General features: G+C 41.8%; 26 protein-coding genes. 10 read left to right on the plus strand and 16 right to left on the minus strand.

Going from position 1 to position 23,783, the window contains the following annotated elements; translation table 11 throughout:
* Nucleotides 1-52 precede the first annotated feature (52 nt).
* On the minus strand, nt 53-1,363 hold the full coding sequence (gene pepB, locus HRT96_RS04200) for an aminopeptidase PepB (RefSeq protein WP_293152660.1): 1,311 nt from the start codon (nt 1,361-1,363) through the stop codon (nt 53-55).
* Between the two features lie 272 nt (nt 1,364-1,635).
* On the opposite strand from pepB, the gene HRT96_RS04205 reads away from it, so the two are divergent.
* The 4 genes from HRT96_RS04205 (at nt 1,636) to HRT96_RS04220 (ending at nt 3,766) form a co-directional block, all read left to right on the plus strand.
* On the plus strand, nt 1,636-2,376 hold the full coding sequence (locus tag HRT96_RS04205; RefSeq protein WP_293152663.1) for a hypothetical protein: 741 nt from the start codon (nt 1,636-1,638) through the stop codon (nt 2,374-2,376).
* A 148-nt stretch (nt 2,377-2,524) separates the two neighbouring features.
* Complete coding sequence (locus HRT96_RS04210; protein WP_293152666.1) at nt 2,525-2,773, plus strand: hypothetical protein; 249 nt, start codon at nt 2,525-2,527, stop codon at nt 2,771-2,773.
* A 1-nt stretch (nt 2,774) separates the two neighbouring features.
* Nucleotides 2,775-3,254, plus strand: coding sequence for a hypothetical protein (locus HRT96_RS04215; protein WP_293152669.1), 480 nt, complete (start codon nt 2,775-2,777; stop codon nt 3,252-3,254).
* Complete coding sequence (locus tag HRT96_RS04220; protein WP_293152672.1) at nt 3,251-3,766, plus strand: metal-dependent hydrolase; 516 nt, start codon at nt 3,251-3,253, stop codon at nt 3,764-3,766. The genes HRT96_RS04215 and HRT96_RS04220 overlap by 4 nt, the downstream gene beginning before the upstream one ends.
* Nucleotides 3,767-4,028: 262 nt before the next feature.
* Here the strand turns inward: HRT96_RS04220 and HRT96_RS04225 are convergent, their stop codons facing one another.
* Nucleotides 4,029-4,952, minus strand: coding sequence for a tetratricopeptide repeat protein (locus tag HRT96_RS04225; protein WP_293152675.1), 924 nt, complete (start codon nt 4,950-4,952; stop codon nt 4,029-4,031).
* 1,262 nt (nt 4,953-6,214) lie between these two features.
* Here HRT96_RS04225 and HRT96_RS04230 point away from each other — a divergent pair.
* On the plus strand, nt 6,215-6,742 hold the full coding sequence (locus HRT96_RS04230; RefSeq protein WP_293152677.1) for a hypothetical protein: 528 nt from the start codon (nt 6,215-6,217) through the stop codon (nt 6,740-6,742).
* A 721-nt stretch (nt 6,743-7,463) separates the two neighbouring features.
* Here the strand turns inward: HRT96_RS04230 and iscX are convergent.
* The 9 genes from iscX to trmJ all read right to left on the minus strand — a co-directional run bounded on the left by iscX (nt 7,464) and on the right by trmJ (nt 13,986).
* The gene (iscX, locus tag HRT96_RS04235; protein WP_293152680.1) at nt 7,464-7,661 is read right to left on the minus strand and encodes a Fe-S cluster assembly protein IscX; all 198 of its coding nucleotides are present in this window, start codon (nt 7,659-7,661) and stop codon (nt 7,464-7,466) included.
* A 113-nt stretch (nt 7,662-7,774) separates the two neighbouring features.
* The gene (fdx, locus tag HRT96_RS04240) at nt 7,775-8,113 is read right to left on the minus strand and encodes an ISC system 2Fe-2S type ferredoxin (protein ID WP_293152683.1); all 339 of its coding nucleotides are present in this window, start codon (nt 8,111-8,113) and stop codon (nt 7,775-7,777) included.
* 3 nt (nt 8,114-8,116) lie between these two features.
* Nucleotides 8,117-9,976: a Fe-S protein assembly chaperone HscA gene (gene hscA, locus HRT96_RS04245; protein ID WP_293152686.1), complete on the minus strand. Its 1,860-nt coding sequence runs from the start codon at nt 9,974-9,976 to the stop codon at nt 8,117-8,119.
* Between the two features lie 30 nt (nt 9,977-10,006).
* On the minus strand, nt 10,007-10,525 hold the full coding sequence (gene hscB / locus HRT96_RS04250) for a co-chaperone HscB (protein ID WP_293152689.1): 519 nt from the start codon (nt 10,523-10,525) through the stop codon (nt 10,007-10,009).
* A 74-nt stretch (nt 10,526-10,599) separates the two neighbouring features.
* On the minus strand, nt 10,600-10,923 hold the full coding sequence (gene iscA / locus HRT96_RS04255) for an iron-sulfur cluster assembly protein IscA (protein WP_293145282.1): 324 nt from the start codon (nt 10,921-10,923) through the stop codon (nt 10,600-10,602).
* A gap of 9 nt (nt 10,924-10,932) precedes the next feature.
* Nucleotides 10,933-11,316, minus strand: coding sequence for a Fe-S cluster assembly scaffold IscU (iscU, locus tag HRT96_RS04260; protein WP_293128695.1), 384 nt, complete (start codon nt 11,314-11,316; stop codon nt 10,933-10,935).
* 54 nt (nt 11,317-11,370) lie between these two features.
* On the minus strand, nt 11,371-12,585 hold the full coding sequence (locus tag HRT96_RS04265; protein ID WP_293152692.1) for an IscS subfamily cysteine desulfurase: 1,215 nt from the start codon (nt 12,583-12,585) through the stop codon (nt 11,371-11,373).
* 87 nt (nt 12,586-12,672) lie between these two features.
* Nucleotides 12,673-13,146, minus strand: coding sequence for a Fe-S cluster assembly transcriptional regulator IscR (gene iscR, locus HRT96_RS04270; RefSeq protein WP_293128697.1), 474 nt, complete (start codon nt 13,144-13,146; stop codon nt 12,673-12,675).
* A gap of 123 nt (nt 13,147-13,269) precedes the next feature.
* Nucleotides 13,270-13,986: a tRNA (cytosine(32)/uridine(32)-2'-O)-methyltransferase TrmJ gene (gene trmJ / locus HRT96_RS04275; protein WP_293152695.1), complete on the minus strand. Its 717-nt coding sequence runs from the start codon at nt 13,984-13,986 to the stop codon at nt 13,270-13,272.
* Between the two features lie 276 nt (nt 13,987-14,262).
* Here trmJ and suhB point away from each other — a divergent pair, with 276 nt between their 5' ends.
* The 3 genes from suhB (at nt 14,263) to HRT96_RS04290 (ending at nt 17,501) form a co-directional block, all read left to right on the plus strand.
* On the plus strand, nt 14,263-15,066 hold the full coding sequence (gene suhB, locus HRT96_RS04280) for an inositol-1-monophosphatase (protein WP_293152698.1): 804 nt from the start codon (nt 14,263-14,265) through the stop codon (nt 15,064-15,066).
* 342 nt (nt 15,067-15,408) lie between these two features.
* The gene (locus HRT96_RS04285; RefSeq protein WP_293152701.1) at nt 15,409-16,419 is read left to right on the plus strand and encodes an alpha/beta hydrolase; all 1,011 of its coding nucleotides are present in this window, start codon (nt 15,409-15,411) and stop codon (nt 16,417-16,419) included.
* A gap of 245 nt (nt 16,420-16,664) precedes the next feature.
* Nucleotides 16,665-17,501 carry a patatin family protein gene (locus tag HRT96_RS04290; RefSeq protein ID WP_293152703.1) on the plus strand — a complete coding sequence of 279 codons (837 nt, stop codon included), beginning with the start codon at nt 16,665-16,667 and terminating at the stop codon, nt 17,499-17,501.
* 58 nt (nt 17,502-17,559) lie between these two features.
* On the opposite strand, the gene HRT96_RS04295 is transcribed toward HRT96_RS04290, so the two are convergent.
* The 3 genes from HRT96_RS04295 to HRT96_RS04305 all read right to left on the minus strand — a co-directional run bounded on the left by HRT96_RS04295 (nt 17,560) and on the right by HRT96_RS04305 (nt 20,558).
* Nucleotides 17,560-17,823: a DUF5062 family protein gene (locus tag HRT96_RS04295; RefSeq protein WP_043994121.1), complete on the minus strand. Its 264-nt coding sequence runs from the start codon at nt 17,821-17,823 to the stop codon at nt 17,560-17,562.
* 94 nt (nt 17,824-17,917) lie between these two features.
* Nucleotides 17,918-18,259 (minus strand): hypothetical protein, encoded by a 342-nt coding sequence (locus HRT96_RS04300; RefSeq protein ID WP_293152708.1) that lies wholly within the window; start codon nt 18,257-18,259, stop codon nt 17,918-17,920.
* Nucleotides 18,260-18,515: 256 nt separating this feature from the next.
* Nucleotides 18,516-20,558, minus strand: coding sequence for an NADPH-dependent 2,4-dienoyl-CoA reductase (locus HRT96_RS04305; protein ID WP_293152711.1), 2,043 nt, complete (start codon nt 20,556-20,558; stop codon nt 18,516-18,518).
* Between the two features lie 193 nt (nt 20,559-20,751).
* Here HRT96_RS04305 and HRT96_RS04310 point away from each other — a divergent pair, with 193 nt between their 5' ends.
* On the plus strand, nt 20,752-21,810 hold the full coding sequence (locus HRT96_RS04310; protein WP_293152714.1) for an AraC family transcriptional regulator: 1,059 nt from the start codon (nt 20,752-20,754) through the stop codon (nt 21,808-21,810).
* On the opposite strand, the gene HRT96_RS04315 is transcribed toward HRT96_RS04310, so the two are convergent.
* The gene (locus HRT96_RS04315; protein ID WP_293152717.1) at nt 21,791-22,252 is read right to left on the minus strand and encodes a tRNA-uridine aminocarboxypropyltransferase; all 462 of its coding nucleotides are present in this window, start codon (nt 22,250-22,252) and stop codon (nt 21,791-21,793) included. The two genes, HRT96_RS04310 and HRT96_RS04315, sit on opposite strands and share 20 nt — an antisense overlap.
* Before the next feature lie 303 nt (nt 22,253-22,555).
* Between HRT96_RS04315 and HRT96_RS04320 the strand changes: the two genes are divergently transcribed.
* Nucleotides 22,556-23,020 (plus strand): GAF domain-containing protein, encoded by a 465-nt coding sequence (locus HRT96_RS04320; protein WP_293152720.1) that lies wholly within the window; start codon nt 22,556-22,558, stop codon nt 23,018-23,020.
* A gap of 23 nt (nt 23,021-23,043) precedes the next feature.
* Here the strand turns inward: HRT96_RS04320 and HRT96_RS04325 are convergent, their stop codons facing one another.
* Nucleotides 23,044-23,625 carry a flavodoxin family protein gene (locus tag HRT96_RS04325; RefSeq protein ID WP_293128706.1) on the minus strand — a complete coding sequence of 194 codons (582 nt, stop codon included), beginning with the start codon at nt 23,623-23,625 and terminating at the stop codon, nt 23,044-23,046.
* Between the last annotated feature and the right edge of the window lie 158 nt (nt 23,626-23,783).

The raw sequence follows: 23,783 nt of genomic DNA on the forward strand, positions 1-23,783 counted from the left end.
GGATTTTTTTTAGCTGTTAAATTTTATAACCACAGAAATTGAAGCTAATAACTTAAGCGTCTAGTAATGTTTTAGCTAATGTACGTATACCGTGCCCTTTCGCGCCAGTCGCCCATAAATCATTGGCCGCTTTTTGATACGAACCCGCTAAATCTAAATGTAACCAACCTTGCCCATCTTCACGCACAAAACGCGATAAGAATGCTGCAGCTGTAGATGCCCCAGCACGTCCTTCTCCGGCATGGATGTTCGCCATATCAGCAAAACTTGATGGTAACTGTTGTTGATGCCATTTTTCTAAAGGCAGCTGCCAAGCAAACTCATTTTCTGCTTTCGCATTCGCCAAGAAAGAGTTAACAAAATCCTGATCAAAGCCAAATACCGCATTATAATCACGGCCAAGCGCCATCTTAGCAGCACCAGTCAATGTCGCAGCATCAATCAAACGCTGAGGCGAGTTTTCTTCGGCGGCAAGTAAACCGTCAGCTAAGACTAACCGACCTTCAGCATCGGTATTAAGTACTTCTACTGTAATATCATTTTTGTACTTGATGATATCACCGAGTTTAAATGCATTGCTGCTGATCATGTTTTCTGCACAGCATAAGAATAACTGCACGCGTTGGTTTAAACCTTGGCGGATTGCTAATGCTAGCGCGCCAGTCAATGTCGCCGCGCCGCCCATATCACTCTTCATGGCAGTCATTGGCTCTGATGGTTTAATGCTGTAACCGCCCGAGTCAAACGTAATGCCCTTACCTACTAATGCTGTCACTACAGGTGCATCAGCGTCACCCGTAGGATTGAAATCCAATTGCAGCATTGCAGGCGGATGTTGACTGCCACGACCAACAGTATGGATACCCGTAAAACCATGGGTTAACAAATCATCGCCAGCAATAATTTTGTAAGTAATCGATTCTGGTGCCAATTGTAATAATAAGTCTGCCGCACTTTGCGCTAATTTAAGCGGATACATTTCTTCTGCATCGGTATTAATGGTTTTACGCACCCAATGGCTGGCTTGTTGAAAATCAATAAACGCCTTTTTTTCAATACTGCTCACTTGATCTAAACCAAAACAAGCTTGTTGATTTTCTTTCGCGGTGTAATAACCTTGATCAAATGCAATACGTAATTCAGTATTCCATAACTCGCCTTTTAAGGTTACTTTGCCTATGCCTTGATTCGATAGCTTACGTGCAGCACGTTGTACTTGTAATGCACTCTCGGCACCAAGATCTGCACTGTCTTCATCGAGGTGAATAAATGTATTCCCCGCATTGAAACTAATTAATGCATTCTTGCCCCAAAAACCTTCCGCAGGCGCAAGCGTTAGTTCAACGTTCATGAAATCCTTCATTGAATATCCTTAATATCGACGTGTTAGTGTGGATACTATAACAATACTTTGATGGTTTGTTTGGTTGTGGGTCATAAATTTTTATTATTCCACTCATTGAAAAGCGAGTTGAATATTTAATTTATCCGTGAATAATTCGTTCGACTTAAACGTTCGTTTTTTTCGAACATTTCATGACCAGCTGAATAATTACAAACTACAATTTTTTTATCCCCCTTAGCGAACTGGTTTTTTTGCAAAAAAAATCGGAAAAAGTGTCACGGGTTCCGAACATGAGATTCTTGAAAATTAAGCGGATTAAGGCTCCTAGAGCCGACGGCAGCGAAATGAAAACGGCGTCGATTATCGACACGCCGCGGCGTTTTCCCAAAAGTCACGAGCGCAAAGAAACGTGTATCAAGCGCACCAAGAGCCAGCTCATTACTGGCGCGCACGATTCGGGAAAAACCCGTTGGTTAGAGCGCCTTTATGACGACTGGGAACCGATTTGGAGCGCAAAGATAAAAAGTGAACTGGTTTATATTTCAGCTCTGGATCCAGTCTCCGACTGGGTCGATGCTGCGCACGTTGCCAAGTGGTTTGAAAAACAAGAACGAGAAGCAGCAGAACAAACGGATCACGAAGTGCGTACCTCGCGCAAGCTGAGCCAAAAGCAGCGCATCAGCGAAACCGCGCGCTACTTACATGAAACTGGGACGTTGTTGTTCCTGGACGATGCGCACAAGCTCACCGGCCGCAAACTGCAGTTTGCTCGCCAGCTGATGATGTCGACGCGGATCTGGATCATGACCGCGAACGCTGAAAATCGGCTATCGCCGAGCTTACGCACGCTAGTAGAACGGGCAAGCCCGCAGCGAACTGAGTTAGACAGTGACGCGAGTTACGATGCTACGCGGATCATGTTGTGGTTAATGATCGCTGGATTTACGGTATCCGGTGTATGGGAAGCCGCGCTAATACTCGGCGGTTTACAAATGCTAGGCGCCGGCCGTAACGCCGCCAAACCGGATTAGAAAATGAAACCAAAAATAAAAAACGCACTACGTATCACCGCAGCCAGCACATTACTGACTTTATTAACCTTCGCAGTAATACCAACTCCAGCAGGACCAAGTTATTTAACCGGCTACATCGAATTATTTGAAACATACAGGGAAACGAATGCAGAAATGGAATTTATGCGCACTAGTTATTGCGACGCAGCTAGTGAGCATTTCGCTTGCTAGCGCAATTGAACTACCTTGGCAACAAGCAGAAGAAAAACCAACCGTGCTACCGTTTGAAGTACCGCGATTGCACGGGCACAGTGAATCATTCAAAAGCCCTGTGGATCCATTAAGCCGCGCCCCCCTTATCGATACCGACAGCATCTATTACGCTGAACTGTTACCCGGAGCAATCCGCCTTTAAAGTGTCGATTAACCTGGTAGCCGGTTACAAAGCCAATACCGATCAGTTTGATGATGACGACTGGCCAGACATAACCGAGCACTATATTGGCATTGTGGCCAAAATGCCGATCTACGACACCACGGATCGAAGCCGATCCCGAGATCGAGAATACAACCGGCGCGTAAAAACAGCCTCGCACGTTGCCGGCTTCGCCCAGGCACTGGCCAACCGCAATTATGCCTATCGTGAAATTGGCATTTACATCGCCATGGAAGCTCGCGCGCAAGCGCGGGTTGCCCAAGGCATTGTCGGTGTAGATGAGCAGATAAAATATTTAGAAAAGACAGCTGGCGCACAGCGCAACATTATCAAAACAACGGCAGAGGCAACCGAACACCGGCTCGCGCTTGTCGCCATGTGCGACAGCGAAAAATCAGGCAATCTGAATAGTTACCTGGTTAACGTAGCCAACCTACCCAGCACAGTACAAACGCAATGAAGTGGATCAACCACATACTGATCGCGGGTTCCATTGCGGCGGTCATATCCCCCTCACTCGTTGCACCGGCGATAGCCGGTGCAACAGCTCCGGATTGGATGGAAAGTCTGCTTAAAGCGGTTGGTAGGCCCGTTAAACACCGAACCACCACGCACGTATTCACGCATTGGCTAATCGCGGGGATCGCAACGTCATTCCTGTGGGATTTTCACGGCATTTTCGCCGCATTCTGCTGGGGCGGTTTTTCTCATATCCTAACGGATGCAATGACAGTAAGCGGCGTACCGTTCTCGCCCTACTCAGATCGAAAATTCCATTTATTCGGCGGACGATTCAGAACCGGTGACCCGATTGAATATGCGATTTCTGCAGTAATCGTTATGATCTCACTCACGCTCAATGCGATGATCGGGGATAGCTTCGCGCCGTACTTTTACGATTGGTCCGGGCTGTATGCCGAGGGCATGATTGACGCGAGTGAATGGAAAGCAAATCGATTTAGGTTGATGTAACGAACCAAACATAGATTAATACAGTGATTTACGGCCATCTTACCTGAAACTAAAGATCACCAAATCAGTGCAAAATTAAACTTTGAATTTAAGTGGTAACCATCAAGGTTTAAGCGGGGTTTTAAACTTTACGAGTGGTATTTTAATCCAACAACCTTTTGACGCTGCGCGTTATCACCTTTATGTTCAATTGATGATTTTATCCCAAGATCTAAAAAGCCTCCTATTAGGAGGCCAAATTCACTAGTCCACTACACTTAAACTAGAATATGTAACTCTCCAGTATTTTTCTGGCCTGTACATGTCCGTTTTGGCTGGCTTCCTCATACCAAAACCTGGCTTCACGATACAGACCTTCCTGATGATATACATTGGCTAAATTACACTGGGCAGTGGCGTTGCCTTTATCGGCAGCTTTACTAAGCCACTGTATAGCTAGCTGGTTGTCTTTAACAACTCCTTCACCATTGTAATGCATCATCCCTATATAGAATTGGGAATCTGCATCATTAAGCTCTGCTGCTTTTTTGAAATATAAGCTGGCCTTATTATAGTCTCTTATATTTTCGTCTTCGAATTTATACAGCCAGGCAAGGTTTGATGTTCCTTCTATAGAACCACTCTCATCAGCTTTTTTATACCAGTATTCTGCATTGGTTATGTTTTTTTCAACACCTTTACCTTGCTGATACATAGCCCCAACATTATTTTTAGCTTGATGGTTATTTAATTGAGCTGCTTGATAAAATAAGTTAAAAGCTTCTTTATTATCTTTTTCAAATCCTTGCCCCCTTAAATACATTGTACCAAGACTGTTCATGGCTGCAGAATTTTTCATTTTCGCTGCAATGTTGAATATATTTCCAGCCATAACATACATTCTTTTGCCAAGGAAATGTTCACCAATCTGATTAATACGCAGGCTGTTAACTTTAATTTTGCAAGTTAACTTCGAAGAATAAATATATTCTTCGACTTCATCTGCTGGTATGATTTTTAGAAGGACCTCAAATGCTTTAAGCTCAACATAATTAAGAAGTGTCGGAATAGATGAAGATTTATAGTGCTTCCAGTTATTAAATCCAGCTTTTGTGGCTGCAAGATCTAAAGCTTCTGAATGTGGAATACTTCGTTCTTTCTTTAGTTTTTTTGCTAGATTTTTAAGGGATAGTTCAGTGATTCTCATGTTTTTATCTCAATCAATGTCTTACATCAGATATCGCCCGCAAATAAATGTTATAAAACTTTTGAGTAAACAATGAGTTTATTTGGTATTGAATTGTTCCTAGAGGGACTTTGCTGCTGCGAGCTGAGTGCTAATCCAAGTAGCATCTGTAAATTACTTTATTTGAAAATATAGATAAAATCTATATAAAAAAACCGATTCAATTTAAGTGGTTATTTTTATATCTATTTGGGTGCTGAATACTCATAAGTCTTTGTTTGAGTAGATCGTGATTACAGGAGTCAACTAATTGGGGGAACGGTTTTGTATTTAAACCAGCTTCTTCCTTCTGATTCATTTGTAGTTAAACCACGGTTTGGCCTTTATCTTTTAAGTACTTAGTTTTTTCTCTGGGATATTTACAGGTCAAGCGCCATTACTGGGATTCAGCTGAAAGGCTGTTGAGTTTGTCGTATTGCTTACTCCAGTTTAAGGGGGTATAAGTAAATAAAATGTCTATTTTGATACGTCATTTTTAGTTTTAAACCCCGAACATCACTATTGCGTATAACGCATGTTATGTAAGATCGAGAACAAGATGATGGTTCGCTACGTGAATTCTAGCGAACTAACTCCCACCAAGAATAATTCTAGGCGCGTAGCTGTCGGACATCAAACATCCCAATGAGATTTCCTGTTGTGACAACAGATAAGTATTACCTAGTAATATTTAAAACCCGATCATCGTTATGCGCGTTATCACCTTTATGTTCAATAAGCCGTATATAGACGATTTAATCCCAAGATCTAAAAAGCCTCCAATTAGGAGGCCAAATTCAATGAACCACTACACTTTATTAATTAGCTCATTTTACAAATAACTACAAGTGCCGTTTGCACAACAATAAGTACAGATACCTTCAGAATAAACGCCATATGTATAGGCTCAAGAGTGCGAACTGCAATTACTATTTCAGGAATAAACCCCATAAAGATTCCAATAAATTATCATTTACAGTATGTAAATGGTCTACTCATTCTATTTTGAGCGATAAAAAGAAAGTGAAATCATAGTAAGTATTTTTCATTGGTGATTCAGCAACATTAAAATATAACACTACGAATGGTTAAATTAACGACTAAGTGGTCTTATGGGGTAACTAAGAGGTTTTACAGTGTATTTTAAAATACTCTTAAGTGTTCTACGCAATGTTACACTAACCATAGAACGGTGGTAAGCTATTGATTAAATATCATAATTATCACGTTTATAGGCGTATCACATGAAACAAATCAGATTTATTTTTATTCTATTAGCTAGCGGACTTCTTTTTGGGTGTGCTTCCCCAGCCAATGTAGACGAAATGGCTGCAAAAGAAACAACAACCATGGTGTTCGATGAAAGCTTTAAGAAAAGCATAAAACTTGAAAAAGTAGGGAACATTGGCGTTCAGTACGGTCTGATAAAAACTGAAGATTTTGAACTGGCATTATTTAAGTCTCTAAAAAACTTAGATTTAATCGCTATAAACAAAGCGCCTGACTATGAGTTATCTGCTCAATTTATGGATGCAGAACAACCTATTTTCGGGGCTGATTTTGAAGTTAACTCAAAGATAAAATATGTCTTGATAGAAAACAAAACGCAAAAAGTACTTATTAAGAAGGTGATATCAGCACCTTACACCGCAACAATGTCAGACGCACTAATAGCTGCAACCAGACTACGCTTAGCAAATGAAGGTAGTGTCAGAATGAATATAATGTCATTCCTAGAGACGTTATCAGCATTAGATACAAAAGCCGAGTAAGACAACTTAAGATGCAACAATCAATTTATTGATTGTTGCGGCACTGCGCATAACGCACGTTATGTGAAATCAGAAGACTAAAACCCACCAACAATAATTAAGCCTAGCGCGGAGCCAATCCAGCGGCCGGCTTCGGGCGTGGCGTGTGCCGAAGCAGCGAAATGGGCAAGCCAAATACTCTGCGTTTTTTGCAGTGTATTGGGCGCAGTCTATGAAGCAAGCTTGGGCACGGGAGGCCGCTGGTATTCCTGCGTAGCAGGGATGACCTGGCGGCAACCACACCAAAACCCATCAACAGCAATTAAGCCAAGCGCGGAATCAACCCAGCGACCGGCTTCGGGCGTGGCGGGTGCCGAAGTTTGCGTAATGGGCAAGCCACATGCTCTGTGGGTTTTTACAGTGCATTTGGCGCAGTCTATGAAGCGAAACTTGGGCACGGGAGGCCGCTGGTATTACTGCACAGCAGGGATGATCTGGCGGCAACCGTAGTCATGAAGACAACCAATAAAAATCTGTCACATGTAACAAATATTTACGTCAAAGTAGCCAAAAGAACATAGTTAGACTAATTTTACATACGTAACCAAGGTTGCCAAATGTAAAACTCACTAATTTGAACTTTAATATTAACAAGTTAAAGCACAAAAAAAAGCCCATAGTCAGCGTTATGCTAACTATGGGCTTATTCTGTATTAACGATTACCTATTAACAATGAAATAGTTAATATTCATCAATCCAAGCAAGCATCACAGCTTCAAGAACACGTTCACCACAATGATTAGGATCATCGGTAAACTCTGCTAACCCTAATATCATCCGACGCAAGTCTGTAAACCGAACTTGCTGCGGATCTTGCTCTGGATAATTGTCAGCTAATGTAATGGCAATCTCTGTACTATCCGACCACGCTAATGCCATAAAAAACCTCCCTAAAAATAGGTGCAGCAACAAATAGGCTGCACAGTTACTTTCAGTTTAGTTTGCTTACGCTATTTATGCGTAGGATAAAGATGCCTTAGCTTCACAATCAATTAATGGCTTTCAGATACCATGTTGATCGTGTATTTAGGGATCTCTACAACCAAGTCTTCATCTGCGACGATCGCTTGGCAACCTAAACGAGAGTCGGGTTCTAAACCCCATGCTTTATCTAACATGTCATCTTCAAGTTCATCACTTTCTTCTAATGAATCAAAGCCTTCACGTACAATCACATGACAAGTAGTACAGGCACATGATTTCTCACAAGCATGTTCAATGATAATTTTATTTCTTAATGCAACATCAAGAATGGTTTCACCTTTCTCAACCTCTACAGAGAGACCTTCTGGGCATAACTCTGCATGAGGTAAAAATATAACTTTTGGCATTTCTTAGACCTTATCTACCGACTGACCCTGCAACGCCTTACGGATTGATGCATCCATACGACGAGCAGCAAAATCTTGTGTTAATTTATCGACTGTTTCAATTTGTTTTTCAATAGCATCTCTGTCATCACTTTGACGGATCTGATAAAGCGTTTGCATCGCTGTTTCAATCGCATTTTGTTCTGCATCTGACAATAAAGCTTTACCATCTTGCTGCAAGGCAACAATCAGACTTTCCATGACACGGTCTGCTTCTAGCTGTTGTTCAGCTAGCATACGCGCAGTCACATCTTCTTTCGCATACGTCATTGAATCTTTAAGCATGTTAGCCACTTCATCATCACTTAAACCATAAGACGGTTTAACTTGGATAGAGGCTGATACTCCCGATGATTTCTCCATCGCTGATACACTTAATAAACCGTCTGCATCCACTTGGAACGTCACTCGAATATGCGCGGCACCCGCTGCCATCGGTGGAATACCAGTAAGTGAGAAGCGCGCTAATGAACGGCAATCACTGACCAATTCACGTTCGCCCTGCAACACATGAATTGTCATGGCAGTTTGACCATCTTTAAACGTGGTAAACTCTTGCGCGCGTGCGACTGGGATAGTGGTATTACGTGGGATAACTTTTTCAACCAAGTTACCCATGGTTTCTAAACCAAGTGATAACGGCGTAACATCCAGTAATAATAAATCTGAATCTGGTTTATTACCGACTAATACATCAGCCTGGATAGCCGCGCCAATTGCAACAACCTTATCTGGATTGATACTGGTCAGTGGCTGTTGGGCAAAAAACTCACCAACTTTCTCACGGACTAATGGCACCCGTGTTGAACCGCCAACCATCACGATTTCAAGTACATCGTCTTTACTGATATCAGCATCTTTTAACGAACGACGACAGGCTAATAAAGTACGTTTAACTAATGGCTGAATAAGACCTTCAAATGTTGAACGGTTTAATATTCCCTGCCAATTAACATCATCCAATACGATATTAATCGCAGCGCTATCGCTATCTGTTAGTGCTTGTTTCGTATGTTTAGCTTCCGTTAGCAGCAGACGTTGCATCGCTAGCGACTGCTTACCCACAAGTCCGGCTTCAGCACAGATCCAGTCGACAACTAAATGATCAAAGTCATCACCGCCCAGCGCAGAGTCACCACCGGTTGCAAGTACTTCGAAAACACCTTTATGCAGACGTAAGATGGATATATCAAACGTACCGCCACCAAGGTCATAAACCGCAATAATACCTTCTTGACCGGCATCTAATCCATACGCTATTGCGGCTGCAGTTGGCTCGTTTAATAATCGTAAAACATTTAACCCTGCAATATTTGCAGCGTCTTTCGTGCCTTGACGTTGTGCATCATCAAAATAAGCGGGTACCGTAATAACCACACCATTAAGTTCACCTGCAAGTGTCTCTGTTGCACGTGCTGCTAATGCTTTTAGAATTTCTGCGGATACTTGTACCGGATTAAGCTCACCTGCCACCGTCTTAATTAACGGTTGGCCCGATGCCGATTCAACCAGTATATTCGGAATACGCGCAGGATCAATATCAGAGAATGCTTTACCCATCAAACGCTTGACCGAAGAGATGGTATTTTCTGGATCGGTTATCGCTTGTTGTGCAGCGTCGTCACCAACCACAACTGAATCTGCAGTATAACGCACCACTGACGGTAAAATATCTCGACCAATCTTATCAACTAACGTTTCAGCACTGCCACTACGGACACTTGCCACTAATGAATTAGTTGTACCGAGATCGATACCAACAGCAAGTTTATGCTCATGAGGTGCTGCCGCTTGTCCCGGTTCAGCAATTTGAAGTAATGCCATGTTTTAGGTTCTTAAATTTAAATTATTTGATTAGTAATCAAGTAAACTATCTTCAAGTGTACTTAATTGTGCTTGTAGTTTGTAGACAAACTTTAATTTACGCACTACATTTGCCGCGTCGTTATAATGCTCAGCGCTGATTAATTTATTAAATTCTTGCAGATACGCTTTAATGGATAATGTTAATTCATCATCAAAGTCTGCAATTTCTTGTTCAGGATCAGCGGAGTGAGGGATGTCTTCAAGACGCTCGTGTAGTTCCATTTGCTGCATTAAAAACACTGGATCTTGCAATGTCTTTTGCTCACCACGAATATCTTCATGGCAAACGGCTAGCATATATTCTGCACGTTGAATAGGCGACTTAAGAATTGAATAAGCATCATTAACTTGCGATGATTTTTGCACCGATAATAAGCGCTCTCGCTCACTGCTATTGGCAAATTTATCCGGGTGTAGTGTGCGCTGTAATTCTCGATATGTTGTTGCTAAACCGGCACTATCTAGTTCAAAAATAACGGGTAAACCAAACAGCTCAAAATGGTTCATCTGACGACCTTCAATGAATAGATTAAATAAACAAAACCCAAATAACCAGGTTATTTGGGTTTTTCATCTCATTATTACACGTTGAAGCTTTCACCGCAGCCGCATTCGCCTTTAAGGTTGGGATTATTAAATTCAAACCCTTCATTAAGGCCTTCTTTAACGAAATCTAACTCGATCCCGTCAAGATAAACGAGGCTTTTTTTATCCACGATAACGGTAACGCCTTTCTCAATAAAAACTTCATCGTTTTCATCAATCGAGTCAACAAACTCGAGGACATAAGCCAAGCCAGAGCAACCAGATGTTTTTACACCTAGGCGTAAACCGGCACCTTTACCACGTTTATCAAGGTAGCTCGCAACACGTGCTGCAGCAGAGTCTGATAAGGTAACAGCCATATTTAGCTCCTAAGACGCTTTTTTCTTTTTGTAATCATCAATTGCAGCTTTAATTGCATCTTCAGCAAGAATTGAACAGTGAATTTTCACTGGTGGTAATTCTAACTCTTCAGCAATAGTCATATTGGTGATTTTGCCCGCTTGCTCAATGCTCTTGCCTTTTACCCATTCGGTAACAAGTGAGCTTGATGCGATCGCTGAACCACAACCATAAGTTTTGAATTTAGCATCTTCAATAATGCCGTCATCATTAATTTTAAGTTGTAACTTCATTACGTCGCCACACGCAGGTGCGCCAACCATACCAGTTGCGATAGATGGATCATTTTTATCAAATGAACCTACGTTACGTGGGTTTTCATAATGGTCGATTACTTTTTCGCTATAAGCCATGATATAACTCCTTCAAACTGAATATAAATCTTCGTGAAACAAGGGTGGTCGATTTTAGTGGTGATCCCACTCGATAGTGCTTAAATCGATACCATCTTTAAACATCTCCCATAAAGGCGACATGTCACGTAGCTTACTGATGTTTTCTTTAATGATGCTGGTTGCGTAATCCACTTCTTCTATCGTCGTAAAACGACCGAATGAGAAACGAATTGAACTATGCGCCATTTCATCGTTTAGACCTAATGCACGCAGTACATAAGATGGTTCTAAACTTGCAGATGTACAAGCAGAGCCAGAAGAAACCGCAAGGTCTTTCAGTGCCATCATTAATGACTCACCTTCAACAAAGTTGAAACTTACGTTTAGGTTACTTACGATACGTTGTTCAGCGTGGCCATTTAGATATACTTCTTCGATATCGGCAATGCCTGCCCAGAAACGTTTACGTAATGCTTCCGCATGGTCTGTATCTTGTTGCATTTCTTCTTTCGCAATACGGAAAGCTTCACCCATACCTACAATTTGGTGAGTTGCTAATGTACCACTACGCATACCACGTTCATGACCGCCGCCGTGCATTTGTGCTTCAAGACGGATACGCGGTTTACGTTGTACGTATAGTGCACCAATACCTTTAGGGCCATAAATTTTATGCGCCGATACTGATAACATATCTACTTTCAGTTCTGAGAAATCGATTGGTAATTTGCCCGCACTTTGCGCAGCATCTACATGGAATAAGACTTTCTTAGAGCGACAAAGTTCACCCAATGCAGCGATATCATTAATCGCACCAATTTCATTATTCACGTGCATGATACTAACAATGATTGTATCTTCACGGATTGCAGCTTCAAGGATTTCAACCGTAATTAGACCTTCAGGTGTTGGGTCTAAATAAGTTACTTCGTATCCTTCACGCTCAAGTTGGCGACAAGTATCCAGCACAGCTTTGTGCTCAATTTTACTTGTGATGATGTGCTTGCCTTTCTTCTTATAAAAATGCGCGGCACCTTTAATAGCAAGGTTGTTTGATTCAGTGGCACCCGAAGTAATTACAACTTCACGGGGGTCTGCATTTACTAAATCTGCAATTTGATTACGAGCAATGTCTACTGCTTCTTCTGCTTGCCAGCCGAAACGGTGTGAACGAGACGCAGGGTTACCAAAAATGCCGTCCATCGTTAAGCATTGCATCATTTTTTCTGCTACACGTGGATCTACAGGCGTAGTGGCAGAATAATCCAAATAAATAGGTTTTTTCATCTAGTCATTGCTCCATACAACACAGTTAAACCGCTAACCGTGTTCATACTTATAATTATAATTATATTATGTTTAATTAAACAATTATCAAATAATATTTACATCAATTTTATTTAACATTTGACGGTCATGATCTTGTTCATTGACGATCTGCTTTATCTCATTATTTGTCATCAAATCAGCAAGCGATATGTTATCAAGAAAATCACTGATTCGCTTACTTAAATCATCCCAAAGTGAATGCGTTAAGCAACGTTTCCCATCATTACAACCACCCGAAGAATCACACTTCGTCGCTTTTACATTCTCATCAACTGCATCGATGATCATACCAACAGAAATATCCCCAGGTAACATGCCTAATTTATAGCCACCACCGGGTCCTCGTGCACTTGCTACCAGATTCTTTCGACGTAATCGAGAGAATAACTGCTCCAAATACGACAGTGAAATACTTTGCCGTTCGGATATTTCAGCCAGTGGTACAGGCTTCATTTCTGCGTGCAATGCAAGATCAATCATAGCTGTAACGGCGTAACGTCCCTTCGATGTCAATCGCATAGCAACCTCTAAAACTGTTATTTAAAGCTATGGTTACATACCCGACTGAAATGGTCAAGTATATACCTGACTAATTTACTCAGGTATTATTTTAGCGTCACCCATTGCGCTACTTCAACGCGACTATTTTTTAAAATTACGCTGAATAGACACCAATGCACCACGTAAAATATTTAATTCAATAGTTTCAGGACGAGCACGGGTGAAGAGTCGACGTAAACGATTCATCACAACACCTGGATGGGCTTTGTTAATAAAACCAGAATCCCACAATGTCTGTTCAAGATGCGTATGGAACATTTCAAGTTCCTCTTGTTTGGGATACGGGTTATCTTGTTCAGGATAAGTATTGGTAGCAAGATATGCCATACGTGTTTCGTACGTTAAGATCTGTACTGCCATGGCTAAATTCAATGAGCTGTATTCAGGATTTGCAGCAACACATACATGATAAGTACATTTTTGTAGCTCATCATTAGTCAAACCAATACGCTCACGACCAAATACCAATGCCACTGGATAATTCGGCACTTCTTCAATTAATTTTAACCCAGCTTCACGTGAATCCAGCATTGGCCATTGCAGCGTGCGTGAACGCGCACTTGTACCGATCACAAGGCCACAGTCTGCTACCGCTTCTTCTAAGGTATCGACGATCGTTGCATTCTCTAATACATCGGCAGCACCCGCAGCTAATGCTACTGATTTCTCATCAATCTCACATAACGGTGCCACTAGCACTAATTGCGTGAAACCCATGGTTTTCATTGCTCGAGCAGCAGAACCAATATTACCAGGATGAGATGTACCGACTAATACAACTTTTACGTTTGCTAACATAATTAATACCTAAAAAGATGCATAATAGTCAAACAAGCTATTTAAACCACAGGTTGAAAGCAAGAGTTAGACTATTATTGGAGTTGTTAATTTATGGTCGCGAATTCTAGCACAATTAACCCGTAGCTGATGTAATAAGCAGCGGTGAAAACGTAAATATACTAAAGAATAAATATAAGGCGTAAAAAGTTATGAAAATTACTTTGGATCTTTACGTTAAGTTGGGTATACTCCGCGCCCTAATTCCCGTTCTTTCAAAAATTTGGTGGTAATAGTATGCATCCGATGCTAACAATAGCGATCCGTGCTGCGCGTGACGCAGGCAATGTAATCGTAAAAGCTTATGGCGATCCTAGTAAAACTAAGGTTGAGCAAAAAGGCACAAATGATTTTGTGACTAACGTAGAAAAAGAAGCTGAAGCAGCTATTATCGCTACAATTAAAAAAGCTTACCCAGAGCATACGATCATCGCAAAAGACAGCGGTGCTACAACTGGTGCAGATACAGACTACCAGTGGATCATTGACCCACTAAACGGTCATATTAACTTTATCAAAGGTATTCCACACTTCGCTATCTCTATCGCTTTACACGTTAAAGGTAAATCTGAAGTTGCAGTTATCTTTGATGCTATCGGTGATGAAATTTTCTCTGCTTGTCGTGGTAAAGGCGCTCAATTAAACGGTTTCCGTTTACGTGCTGGTTCTGCTAAAGATTTATCTGGTACTGTTTTAGCGACAGGCTTCCCACACAGCATGAAGCATCAGCAAGAAACTTACATGAACATCTTCGGCGCATTATTCTCTGAATGTGCTGATATTCGTGCAGCTGGTTGTCCTGCACTTAACCTTGCTTACCTAGCAGCTGGTCGTATCGACGGTTTATGGAGCATGGGTCAAAAACCTTGGGAAACTGCAGCAGGTAACTTAATCGCTACTGAATCAGGCGCTATCGTCACTGATTTCGCTGGCGGCCATGACTTCTTCAAGTCTGGTAACTCAGTTGCTGCATCACCACGTGTACTTAAAGATATGCTTGCTAAGATCCGTCCTAACCTGACTGAATCTTTAGCTAAATAGCTTATTTTTAATTAAATATTAGCGTTAACGCGCTACATTATTTAATACAAGAAGATTAAAATTTAAAAAGCCCCGAGACTTAATGCAAGTTCGGGGCTTTTTTATGTTGAACAAGATAATGCCCGTCCTCTTAAAGCCCACTATTTCGTGATCAATTGCCCCATTACTAAATTAAGTAATCAAATTAGGCATTAGTTTAAAATAAACTCGTTTATGCTTAAGCACTTTTTACTTTTATATAGTACTAACAGTTTAATTTACACCGCACTAACTATTTATTGTATAGCGCACCAACACTTAATTTTTAATCGAACCGACCCAGATTTCAAGGATGAAACAGTGATGATGACCTTCAGACGACCTAAAATATTACCTTTCGCGGTAGCCTTAGCTGTAACAGCAAGCTTAAGCTTAAGCTTAACAGGCTGCTCAAGTATGCAAGATGCGGTATCCGCTAGTCCAACGATAAGCAGTGTTTGGGGAATTGGGGAAATGCCAATTGCAGACCTCAATGCGCTATATGCCAACGAAGAATCACAGTGGATGGATATTAATGGTATGCGTATTCACTACCGTGACGAAGGGAATCAAAATGGTCAACCGATTGTCTTAGTCCATGGGATTTTGTCATCATTGCATACTTGGGATGAGTGGCATAAAGGCTTAGCGGCCGACTACCGGATCATCAGCCTCGATGTGCCAGGTTTTGGCTTAACAGGTGGACCTGAAAATCCAGATGACTACGCTGAAACCCTATTACATTCATCTTTCGAACAATTCGTAGCCGAATTACAACTCGATGATTTTATTTTAGTCGGTAATTCACTCGGCGGTTATATTTCAGCTCAGTATGCAGCGAACAATCCCGGTAAAATAAAAAAACTTATCCTTATCGATCCTGCTGGCGCCCCACAAGAACTGCCATTTCTGTTAAGTTTTGCAAGTATGCCCGGTATCAATAGCCTGGCTGCCAATGTATTCCCACCTTTTATTATCGCGATGGGGGTAAAAGATGTCTATGGCGATCCTGAACGGATCACTAAAGCCAACATGGACCGCTACATTCATCTGTCATTGCGTCCTGGTGCGAAGCAAGCTTATGCCAATACCATTGCCATGTTAGCTGAAAAAAACGACCAACACGCACCGCTAAACTTCAGTAGTATCACTGCACCGACGTTACTGATGTGGGGGGAAAAAGATATTTGGGTTCCAGCTACGCTGAGTGAACAATGGCTCACTAATATCTCGGGCTCAACCTTGATCACTTACCCTGATGCTGGTCATGTACCAATGGAAGAAATACCACAGCAAACCTTGCAAGACGCGCTTACTTTTATTAATTTTAAATAAACCCTCACTTTAAATACTGATGAAGGTAGCATCACCACCTTCACCAGTATCCCCGACGGTTAGTCAACGCCTTCTAGTTTTTGTCACCATAATATCATCCTTGCTTCACTTAGCTGTCACAGTCTTATTTGATACTTATCAAGTAACACAGATGCACATAACTACCAAATTTTGGTATTTACCCTACGCTTGTTATACCCATTGAAGACATGGTGGTTAGAATAAGTACATATATCGAGGTTGCTATGATTAAAACAGCACTTGTTGTTGAAGGCGGTGGTATGCGCAGCGTATTTACGGCTGGAGTATTAGATACCTTTTTAGACCATGGTTATGACCCTTTCGATCTGTTTATTGGCAGCTCTGCTGGCACCTTAAACTTATCTGCATTTATTGCTGGGCAAAAGAAATATTCGCTACGACTTATTAATCACCTTGCTAAATCAACTACCTTTGTTGATTGGAGGCGCTTTATCAAAGGTGGTAATGCCATGGAATTGGCTGAATTACATGATATATTAACGCTACATGATCCTATCGATCTGATTCAAGCAAAACGACGTTTAAACTCCCGCCCTTTTGTGATCACCAGTTGTGACAAATCAAAAGGCCAAGCAAGTTATCAAAATGCAGAACCAAGCCGTTGGTTTCAGCAGATAATAGCCTCGTGTGCCTTACCCATCGTGTTTCGTCCAGGGGTTAAACTTGGTAATGATATTCATATCGATGGCGGGCTCGTCGATCCGATACCGGTAAAGAAGGCGGTCGATTTAGGGGCGAATCATATTATTGTGATCAGGACCAGAACCCGACATTGGGTAGAAAAACTATCCGTTTTAGAACGCTTACTTACCTACTGGGTTAGGCACGATACCGTACTCACCAAGCTGCTTGATAATTACAGCAAAGAATACAACAGCACTTGCGAGTTTATGCGAAATCCTCCAGCAGGTGTCAATATTATCGAAATAGCACCGGATGAAGAACTACAAACGCCCACCTTAACACGTCAAGTTAACACGCTCGAAGGCGATTATAGTGCAGGTATTAAGGCCGCGACGTTATTCTTACAGCGTCATTAAGCGTCCATAAAAATGGGCTGAACACGTTATATAACGTATTCAACCCAACATCGAATTATTATTCGCCGGTAAGTAAAGGGTGGTCAGCCGGTAATTTTCGAGAGATCCAAATAGCTAATTTATGTTTAATATTGAGGGTGCTTTCTTGATCTTTAGCCAGAGGCTGCATCAGTTTATCAAACACTAACGCTTTATAAATATATTGCGCTTTAACGTCTTCTGGGTCTGTCGTTGTAAATGTACTACCACGTTGCTGTAAGTACTGAGTACCTAAGGCAATCGCAGCTTTAAATAATTTCTTTTCATTTTTCAGTTTAGCCATCATTTCCTCTTCACATCACAGACAGTTAATCTCGCTGAGTACACACTGTTATAGCACGATTAAGAAAGAATGAATGTGACATTTAAATTATAAATCAGGTTTTAATTGACTGATATTGTCCAGCATCAATAAGCTGATGTGCTTCCATTGCATAAATGTCATTATACTCATGCTCAATCAGCAAGCCAAAATGCGCAGAGAGTAAGCCGATATCTTGTAGTGACAAGTCCTCAAGTGACCAGACTGGTGTTGCATAATCACAGATATAATAACCTTGTAGTTGTGTACTGGGATTTTCAACGATCATGATGCGATCGATGGCGTAACACTCATCAATACCAGGCACAGACAAGCAGGCTTTATCTGCTATGAGTAATACACTAAATGTCACTTTAGAATCAGGCAGTTCCAATAAATAACATAGTTTTCTGGGCATTCTTACACTCATCATAAAAGTTAAACTTAGACTTCAAGACTAGAGTACATTTGCACGACCGCACTGATATTAAGTGAAATAATTCAATTTTTAGCCACGCTAAAATACGGCTCTCATATACACATTAAAATCACAAATCTGAGCGGACTATGCTAAAACATCAGCTTAAGACATTCTCTCAGTAATAAGCTCAGCGACTATCGTCAACATAGTCATTAGGAAAGGCGGATCTAACATGCCTTTCCTAATATATGGGCTAAATCGCCGCAGCTAACTCAGAACCTTGTTTGATCGCACGTTTGGCATCCAGTTCCGCCGCGACATCAGCGCCGCCAATCAGGTGCACTTGTTGCTCAGCAGCCACTAATTGCGCTTGTAGCTCGCGTAATGGGTCTTGACCAGCACAAACAATAATATGATCAACATCCAATACCTGAGGCTCTCCAGCGACTAGAATATGCAGTCCCTGGTCATCAACTTTAACGTACTCAACACTGTTTATCATTGCTACTTTCTTACTCGCGAGACCCGCTCTATGCACCCATCCAGAGGTTTTACCTAACCCAGCACCAACCTTACTTGCTTTGCGTTGTAATAAATAAATCTCACGTGCTGCAGCCGGTTTTTCAGCGGGCATTAAACCACCGCGATTTTGCATGGTTAAATCAACCCCCCACTCACGCATGAAGGTGTCAATATCCTGACTGGCTGTTGGCGCTGTTGATTGATGATCATGGGCAAGGTATTCCGCGACATCAAAACCAATACCACCAGCACCAATAATGGCCACTTTACTACCTACCGGTTTTTTATCTCGTAACACATCAAGATAAGACAATACTTTGCGATGACCAATACCCTCAATAGCAGGTGTACGCGGCGCAATACCGGTCGCTAATACCACATCATCAAAACCGTTAGCGATAAGCTCATCGGCAGACACGCGCTTATTCAACATAATTTCTACGCCAAGCTTTGCAGTCATCGTAGTGAAATAACGTAAAGTCTCAAAAAACTCTTCTTTACCAGGCACTTGCTTGGCAACATTAAACTGTCCACCCAGTTCTGACTTATCATCAAAAATAGTAACTTTGTGCCCGCGCTGCGCAGCGACGGTTGCAAACGCTAATCCTGCAGGACCAGCACCGACCACAGCAATACGTTTGCTCACTGGTGATTTCAGATAAATAAGTTCCGTTTCACGGCAAGCGCGCGGGTTAACCAAACAAGAGGTTAACTTCATACTAAAAGTATGATCTAAACACGCTTGATTACAGCCAATACAAGTATTGATCTCGTCACTCTTTCCAGCTGCCGCTTTATTTACAAATTCAGGGTCGGCTAAGAATGGTCGTGCCATCGACACCATGTCAGCATGACCTTGCGCGAGTACTGACTCTGCGATCTCGGGGGTGTTAATGCGGTTTGTGGTGATCAACGGAATCGATACTTCGCCTTTCAATTTTGCAGTCACTTTGGTAAATGCTGCTCTTGGCACTTTCGTGACAATCGTTGGTATCCGCGCTTCGTGCCAGCCGATACCGGTATTAATGATGGTTGCACCCGCTTTCTCAATGGCTTTTGCCAGCGCCACGACTTCTTGCCAAGTACTGCCTTTCTCAATCAGATCTAACATAGACAAACGATAAATAATAATAAAATCGGTGCCGACTTTCTCGCGTACCTGTCTGACAATTTCAACTGGGAACCGGATACGGTTTTCAAAACTGCCACCCCATTCATCGTCACGTTGGTTGGTGTGCTCAACAATAAACTGGTTAATCAAATAACCTTCCGACCCCATGATCTCAACACCATCATAATTCGCTGATTGTGCAAGTCCGGCACAGTTAACAAATGCAGCGACCTGTTGATAGACTTCTTCCGTGGTTAGCGCACGTGGGCGCACAGGATTAATCGGGGCTTGGATTGCTGATGGCGCGACAGGTTGCTTGCTATACGCATAACGACCCGCGTGTAAGATCTGCATACAAATTTTACCACCCGCGGCATGCACGGCGGCAGTGACCTCTTTATGCGCTTCAGCTTCTTCAACGGTATCCATTTTCGAACCACCTTGAAACACCGCACCTTCAGGATTTGGACCAATACCGCCAGTCACAATCAGGCCAACACCACCTGCTGCACGTTCGGCAAAATAAGCCGCCATACGGGTAAAACCATTGCTGACTTCTTCAAGTCCGGTATGCATGGACCCCATTAATACGCGGTTTTTCAATTGGGTAAAACCCAGATCGAGTGGTGTTAATAAATTTGGATAATTATTTTTTGCTGACATGGTTCACCCCATTGCTTTGGCTATTTGGTTCAGAGTTTATTATTTTTATGTTATTAAAAATTTATTGGTTCTTATTTTTGTTAAAAGTAGCGTTAAAGCACAACGGATACAATGCTCATGATATACAATTAATTATCTTTAGTTAGCAAAGGTGAATTCTTGGCTAGCATGTGCGATGACGGATAGGAATTCAATGACGGAAAAAATAAATTCAAAAGTAAGCTTAGGGGATATTTCGGTTAACTTTTTGCAGCAAATGAGTTTAGCCAGTAATAAGATCAGTTGCGATATTAATCCTATTTTAGCCAAATACAATGTCTCCATCGCGCAGCTCAGTGCCCATCATGGTCGCTTATCTATTCCCAAATATATGCGCATAGGTTTTGAGTTAATGCAACAAACGGGGCGCGAAGACCTAGGCTTACTGATGGGCGAGAATGTCTGCTTTCAACATTATGGGATGCTGGGATTTGCCTGTATGTCGGCCATTAATATTAGCACCATGGCACAAGTACTCGCCCAATATGAAAGTTTGTTAAGTCAAAATGTACGGGGTCATTCCACGTTTATCACAACGCCAGAGCCGACACTGACCTTTTATTCGATAGCCCCATATAATCCGTATAATTATTTTGTGGTTGATTCTGTGTTAGCAAGTTGGTTCACCTTATTGACCTCTCGAGCCACGTACTTAAACCAGCCGATCAGTATTGTTAAAGCGGTGCATATTGAATACCCAGAGCCAAAGAACAGCGAGCGCTATCATGCATTTTTCCAATGCCCGGTTATTTTTAATTCCACATTTAATGGTCTAGTATTAAATAGCCAGCATATCCAGACTCCATTACCCGATGCCTGCATGAGCAGTTATCTGCAAGCACAACAGTTATGTCAAAATGAACTACAACTGCTGCAACAAAATCAGGATTGGCAAACTAAGGTTATTGAAAAAGTCAGTCATAATTTGGTCGGTAACATGCCTGATATTAATCAAGTGGCTGAACTACTGGGGACATCAGCCTGGACATTAAGACGCCGCTTATACAAAGAAAAGACTAACTATCAAAGTATCATGGATACCACCAGAAAAGGTCTGGCATTGAGTTATGTCCGCGATACCCTGCTTACCTTCAGTGAAATATCGTATTTATTGGGTTTTGCCACTCCAGCGGCATTTTATAAAGCCTTTCGACGTTGGACGGAAAGCACCCCAAAGAATTACCGACAAACGTTTATAAACAAGCGCGAATAAATGCCTTAAATTCTAATCTTAGTTGTTCTGCTTCAGGTTCGCGTTGCTGCAAACGTAGCAGTTCAATCACACATTCAACGGTACTTAACCCGCCGTCAACTTGATTGGCGCGTAAAATAAACTCAGATGCTTGTGGCGCAGTTAAGGTGACCTTAGGTAAATCTTTTAAATAGTCACTGCGACTATACATTTTCCGGGCTTCTTGCCAGGTGCTGTCCAGCAATACCAAACTATCAAAATCACTTATTTCATGTTCGCCTTCTGCGTCTGGTGCCAAAATTGCCACCCGACCGGATTTGATCGCCGTTAACAATTTACTATCCGGCTCTTTACGACGCCAAGGCACAACACTTGTTTCATCGGGGAGAAACTGTTTAACTAATTTGCCAGTATTACTGCGGCGCGAGAACTCTCTCTCGTGGGTAACTAAGTATATGTGCATGAATTTCTAACTTCTGTCGATAAAACAGGATAAATATTAAATAAGAGGTAAAGTAACCGCTATCATTATACTCTACAGTAAGTCTTAACTAGCTGTAAGTATGACGAGGATCTACTATGTTCACATTGAGTAAACACATCATCAGTAAATTACACTATATCTTATCACTGTTTTTTCGTCCTAACGAACCTGCTCAAACCAATATAACCTTTATGACGATATAACCATCAGATAAGGTACACATTACTATCATAGATAAGATGCGTCTTACACTTTCATCTTATCTATTCATAAAGGGAATACATGTCTAAGATCCAACTTTATCAGCGTCTTGCCCAACAAGCTGACGCTTTAATGGCTGAAGAAAGCCATTTAATTGCCAATTTAGCTAACCTAAGTGCTTTATTATTTATGGAACTAGAAGATATTAACTGGGTAGGATTTTATCTTTACGAGAATGACGAGTTAGTATTAGGTCCATTCCAAGGCCAACCTGCATGTATCCGCATTCCAGTCGGGCGTGGTGTGTGCGGCACAGCAGCAAGTACATTACAAACTCAATTAGTCACAGATGTACATGACTTTCCAGGCCATATTGCCTGTGATGCAGCCAGCAACTCAGAGGTTGTGGTACCGATTGTGGTTAATGATAAATTAATCGGCGTACTGGATATCGATAGCCCAAGTATTGGCCGGTTTGATAATGATGACTTAGTCGGCGCAGAATTACTGGTTACCCAACTTGTGAAGCGTTTAACCGCCGAATAACTGATAGCACAGTAAATAATAAATCATGATAAGGCCTGTAGCTGAGAAGCGCAGGTCTTGGTGATGATAGCAATACGACGCCCCAAGTACTTCGCGGTATCGAGATCACTGCGGTGCACTTCTCCTTCTGGATTATGCCCAACTACACCCAACTGACATCCTAGACGATTTAGCCCCACGCTGTTATAACCACCCGCAATATCGAGCCCAATCCATAACATGCCATGCTGACTCGCTAATGTTGCCATATATTGAATCGTGTTAGTTTGGTCACCGTTAAGGCAACTACCAACAGTAAAACCACCGGTAAATTTATTACGCCATTGTTGGCTATCCCAACGCTCACTTGTCGCATCGGCAAACGCTTTAAACTGTGCAGATACCCCCCCCATGTAGGTTGGCGAACCAAATATAATAGCATCGGCGTTATCCAATAAACACATCAGCTCATCGTTATCAAAACGACCTTCAACTAAATCCCAGGCCTGCACCTGACATTCAATGGCCTTTACGTCTTCAACGGTGTTGATACCCATTACCACTTCACGAGCAAGCGATTGAGTTGAACCAGACTCCGAAAAATACACAACTGCAACTATGGTCAAATAAAACCTCTCATGCTATCCATATTCATTATCCATATCCTATTCGATACCCAGCTAGCCGCTTACATAACACCTTGAAGTAACTATATAGTGCCACAAATAGTAACAGTCTTTACGTTAAGGTATATACCTTAACAGCGAGAATATAACTAAAATAT

Origin of the sequence: Moritella sp. (genome assembly GCF_013215705.1) — a bacterium.
Classification (GTDB): Bacteria; Pseudomonadota; Gammaproteobacteria; order Enterobacterales; family Moritellaceae; genus Moritella.

Excerpts from the sequence above, each read along its gene's own strand:
- pepB (WP_293152660.1), bottom strand. The coding sequence starts at position 1,363 with ATGAAGGATTTCATGAACGTTGAACTAACGCTTGCGCCTGCGGAAGGT.
- HRT96_RS04205 (WP_293152663.1), top strand. The coding sequence starts at position 1,636 with ATGAGATTCTTGAAAATTAAGCGGATTAAGGCTCCTAGAGCCGACGGC.
- HRT96_RS04210 (WP_293152666.1), top strand. The coding sequence starts at position 2,525 with ATGCAGAAATGGAATTTATGCGCACTAGTTATTGCGACGCAGCTAGTG.
- HRT96_RS04220 (WP_293152672.1), top strand. The coding sequence starts at position 3,251 with ATGAAGTGGATCAACCACATACTGATCGCGGGTTCCATTGCGGCGGTC.
- HRT96_RS04225 (WP_293152675.1), bottom strand. The coding sequence starts at position 4,952 with ATGAGAATCACTGAACTATCCCTTAAAAATCTAGCAAAAAAACTAAAG.
- HRT96_RS04230 (WP_293152677.1), top strand. The coding sequence starts at position 6,215 with ATGAAACAAATCAGATTTATTTTTATTCTATTAGCTAGCGGACTTCTT.
- iscX (WP_293152680.1), bottom strand. The coding sequence starts at position 7,661 with ATGGCATTAGCGTGGTCGGATAGTACAGAGATTGCCATTACATTAGCT.
- fdx (WP_293152683.1), bottom strand. The coding sequence starts at position 8,113 with ATGCCAAAAGTTATATTTTTACCTCATGCAGAGTTATGCCCAGAAGGT.
- hscA (WP_293152686.1), bottom strand. The coding sequence starts at position 9,976 with ATGGCATTACTTCAAATTGCTGAACCGGGACAAGCGGCAGCACCTCAT.
- hscB (WP_293152689.1), bottom strand. The coding sequence starts at position 10,525 with ATGAACCATTTTGAGCTGTTTGGTTTACCCGTTATTTTTGAACTAGAT.
- iscA (WP_293145282.1), bottom strand. The coding sequence starts at position 10,923 with ATGGCTGTTACCTTATCAGACTCTGCTGCAGCACGTGTTGCGAGCTAC.
- iscU (WP_293128695.1), bottom strand. The coding sequence starts at position 11,316 with ATGGCTTATAGCGAAAAAGTAATCGACCATTATGAAAACCCACGTAAC.
- HRT96_RS04265 (WP_293152692.1), bottom strand. The coding sequence starts at position 12,585 with ATGAAAAAACCTATTTATTTGGATTATTCTGCCACTACGCCTGTAGAT.
- iscR (WP_293128697.1), bottom strand. The coding sequence starts at position 13,146 with ATGCGATTGACATCGAAGGGACGTTACGCCGTTACAGCTATGATTGAT.
- trmJ (WP_293152695.1), bottom strand. The coding sequence starts at position 13,986 with ATGTTAGCAAACGTAAAAGTTGTATTAGTCGGTACATCTCATCCTGGT.
- suhB (WP_293152698.1), top strand. The coding sequence starts at position 14,263 with ATGCATCCGATGCTAACAATAGCGATCCGTGCTGCGCGTGACGCAGGC.
- HRT96_RS04285 (WP_293152701.1), top strand. The coding sequence starts at position 15,409 with ATGATGACCTTCAGACGACCTAAAATATTACCTTTCGCGGTAGCCTTA.
- HRT96_RS04290 (WP_293152703.1), top strand. The coding sequence starts at position 16,665 with ATGATTAAAACAGCACTTGTTGTTGAAGGCGGTGGTATGCGCAGCGTA.
- HRT96_RS04295 (WP_043994121.1), bottom strand. The coding sequence starts at position 17,823 with ATGGCTAAACTGAAAAATGAAAAGAAATTATTTAAAGCTGCGATTGCC.
- HRT96_RS04300 (WP_293152708.1), bottom strand. The coding sequence starts at position 18,259 with ATGCCCAGAAAACTATGTTATTTATTGGAACTGCCTGATTCTAAAGTG.
- HRT96_RS04305 (WP_293152711.1), bottom strand. The coding sequence starts at position 20,558 with ATGTCAGCAAAAAATAATTATCCAAATTTATTAACACCACTCGATCTG.
- HRT96_RS04310 (WP_293152714.1), top strand. The coding sequence starts at position 20,752 with ATGACGGAAAAAATAAATTCAAAAGTAAGCTTAGGGGATATTTCGGTT.
- HRT96_RS04315 (WP_293152717.1), bottom strand. The coding sequence starts at position 22,252 with ATGCACATATACTTAGTTACCCACGAGAGAGAGTTCTCGCGCCGCAGT.
- HRT96_RS04320 (WP_293152720.1), top strand. The coding sequence starts at position 22,556 with ATGTCTAAGATCCAACTTTATCAGCGTCTTGCCCAACAAGCTGACGCT.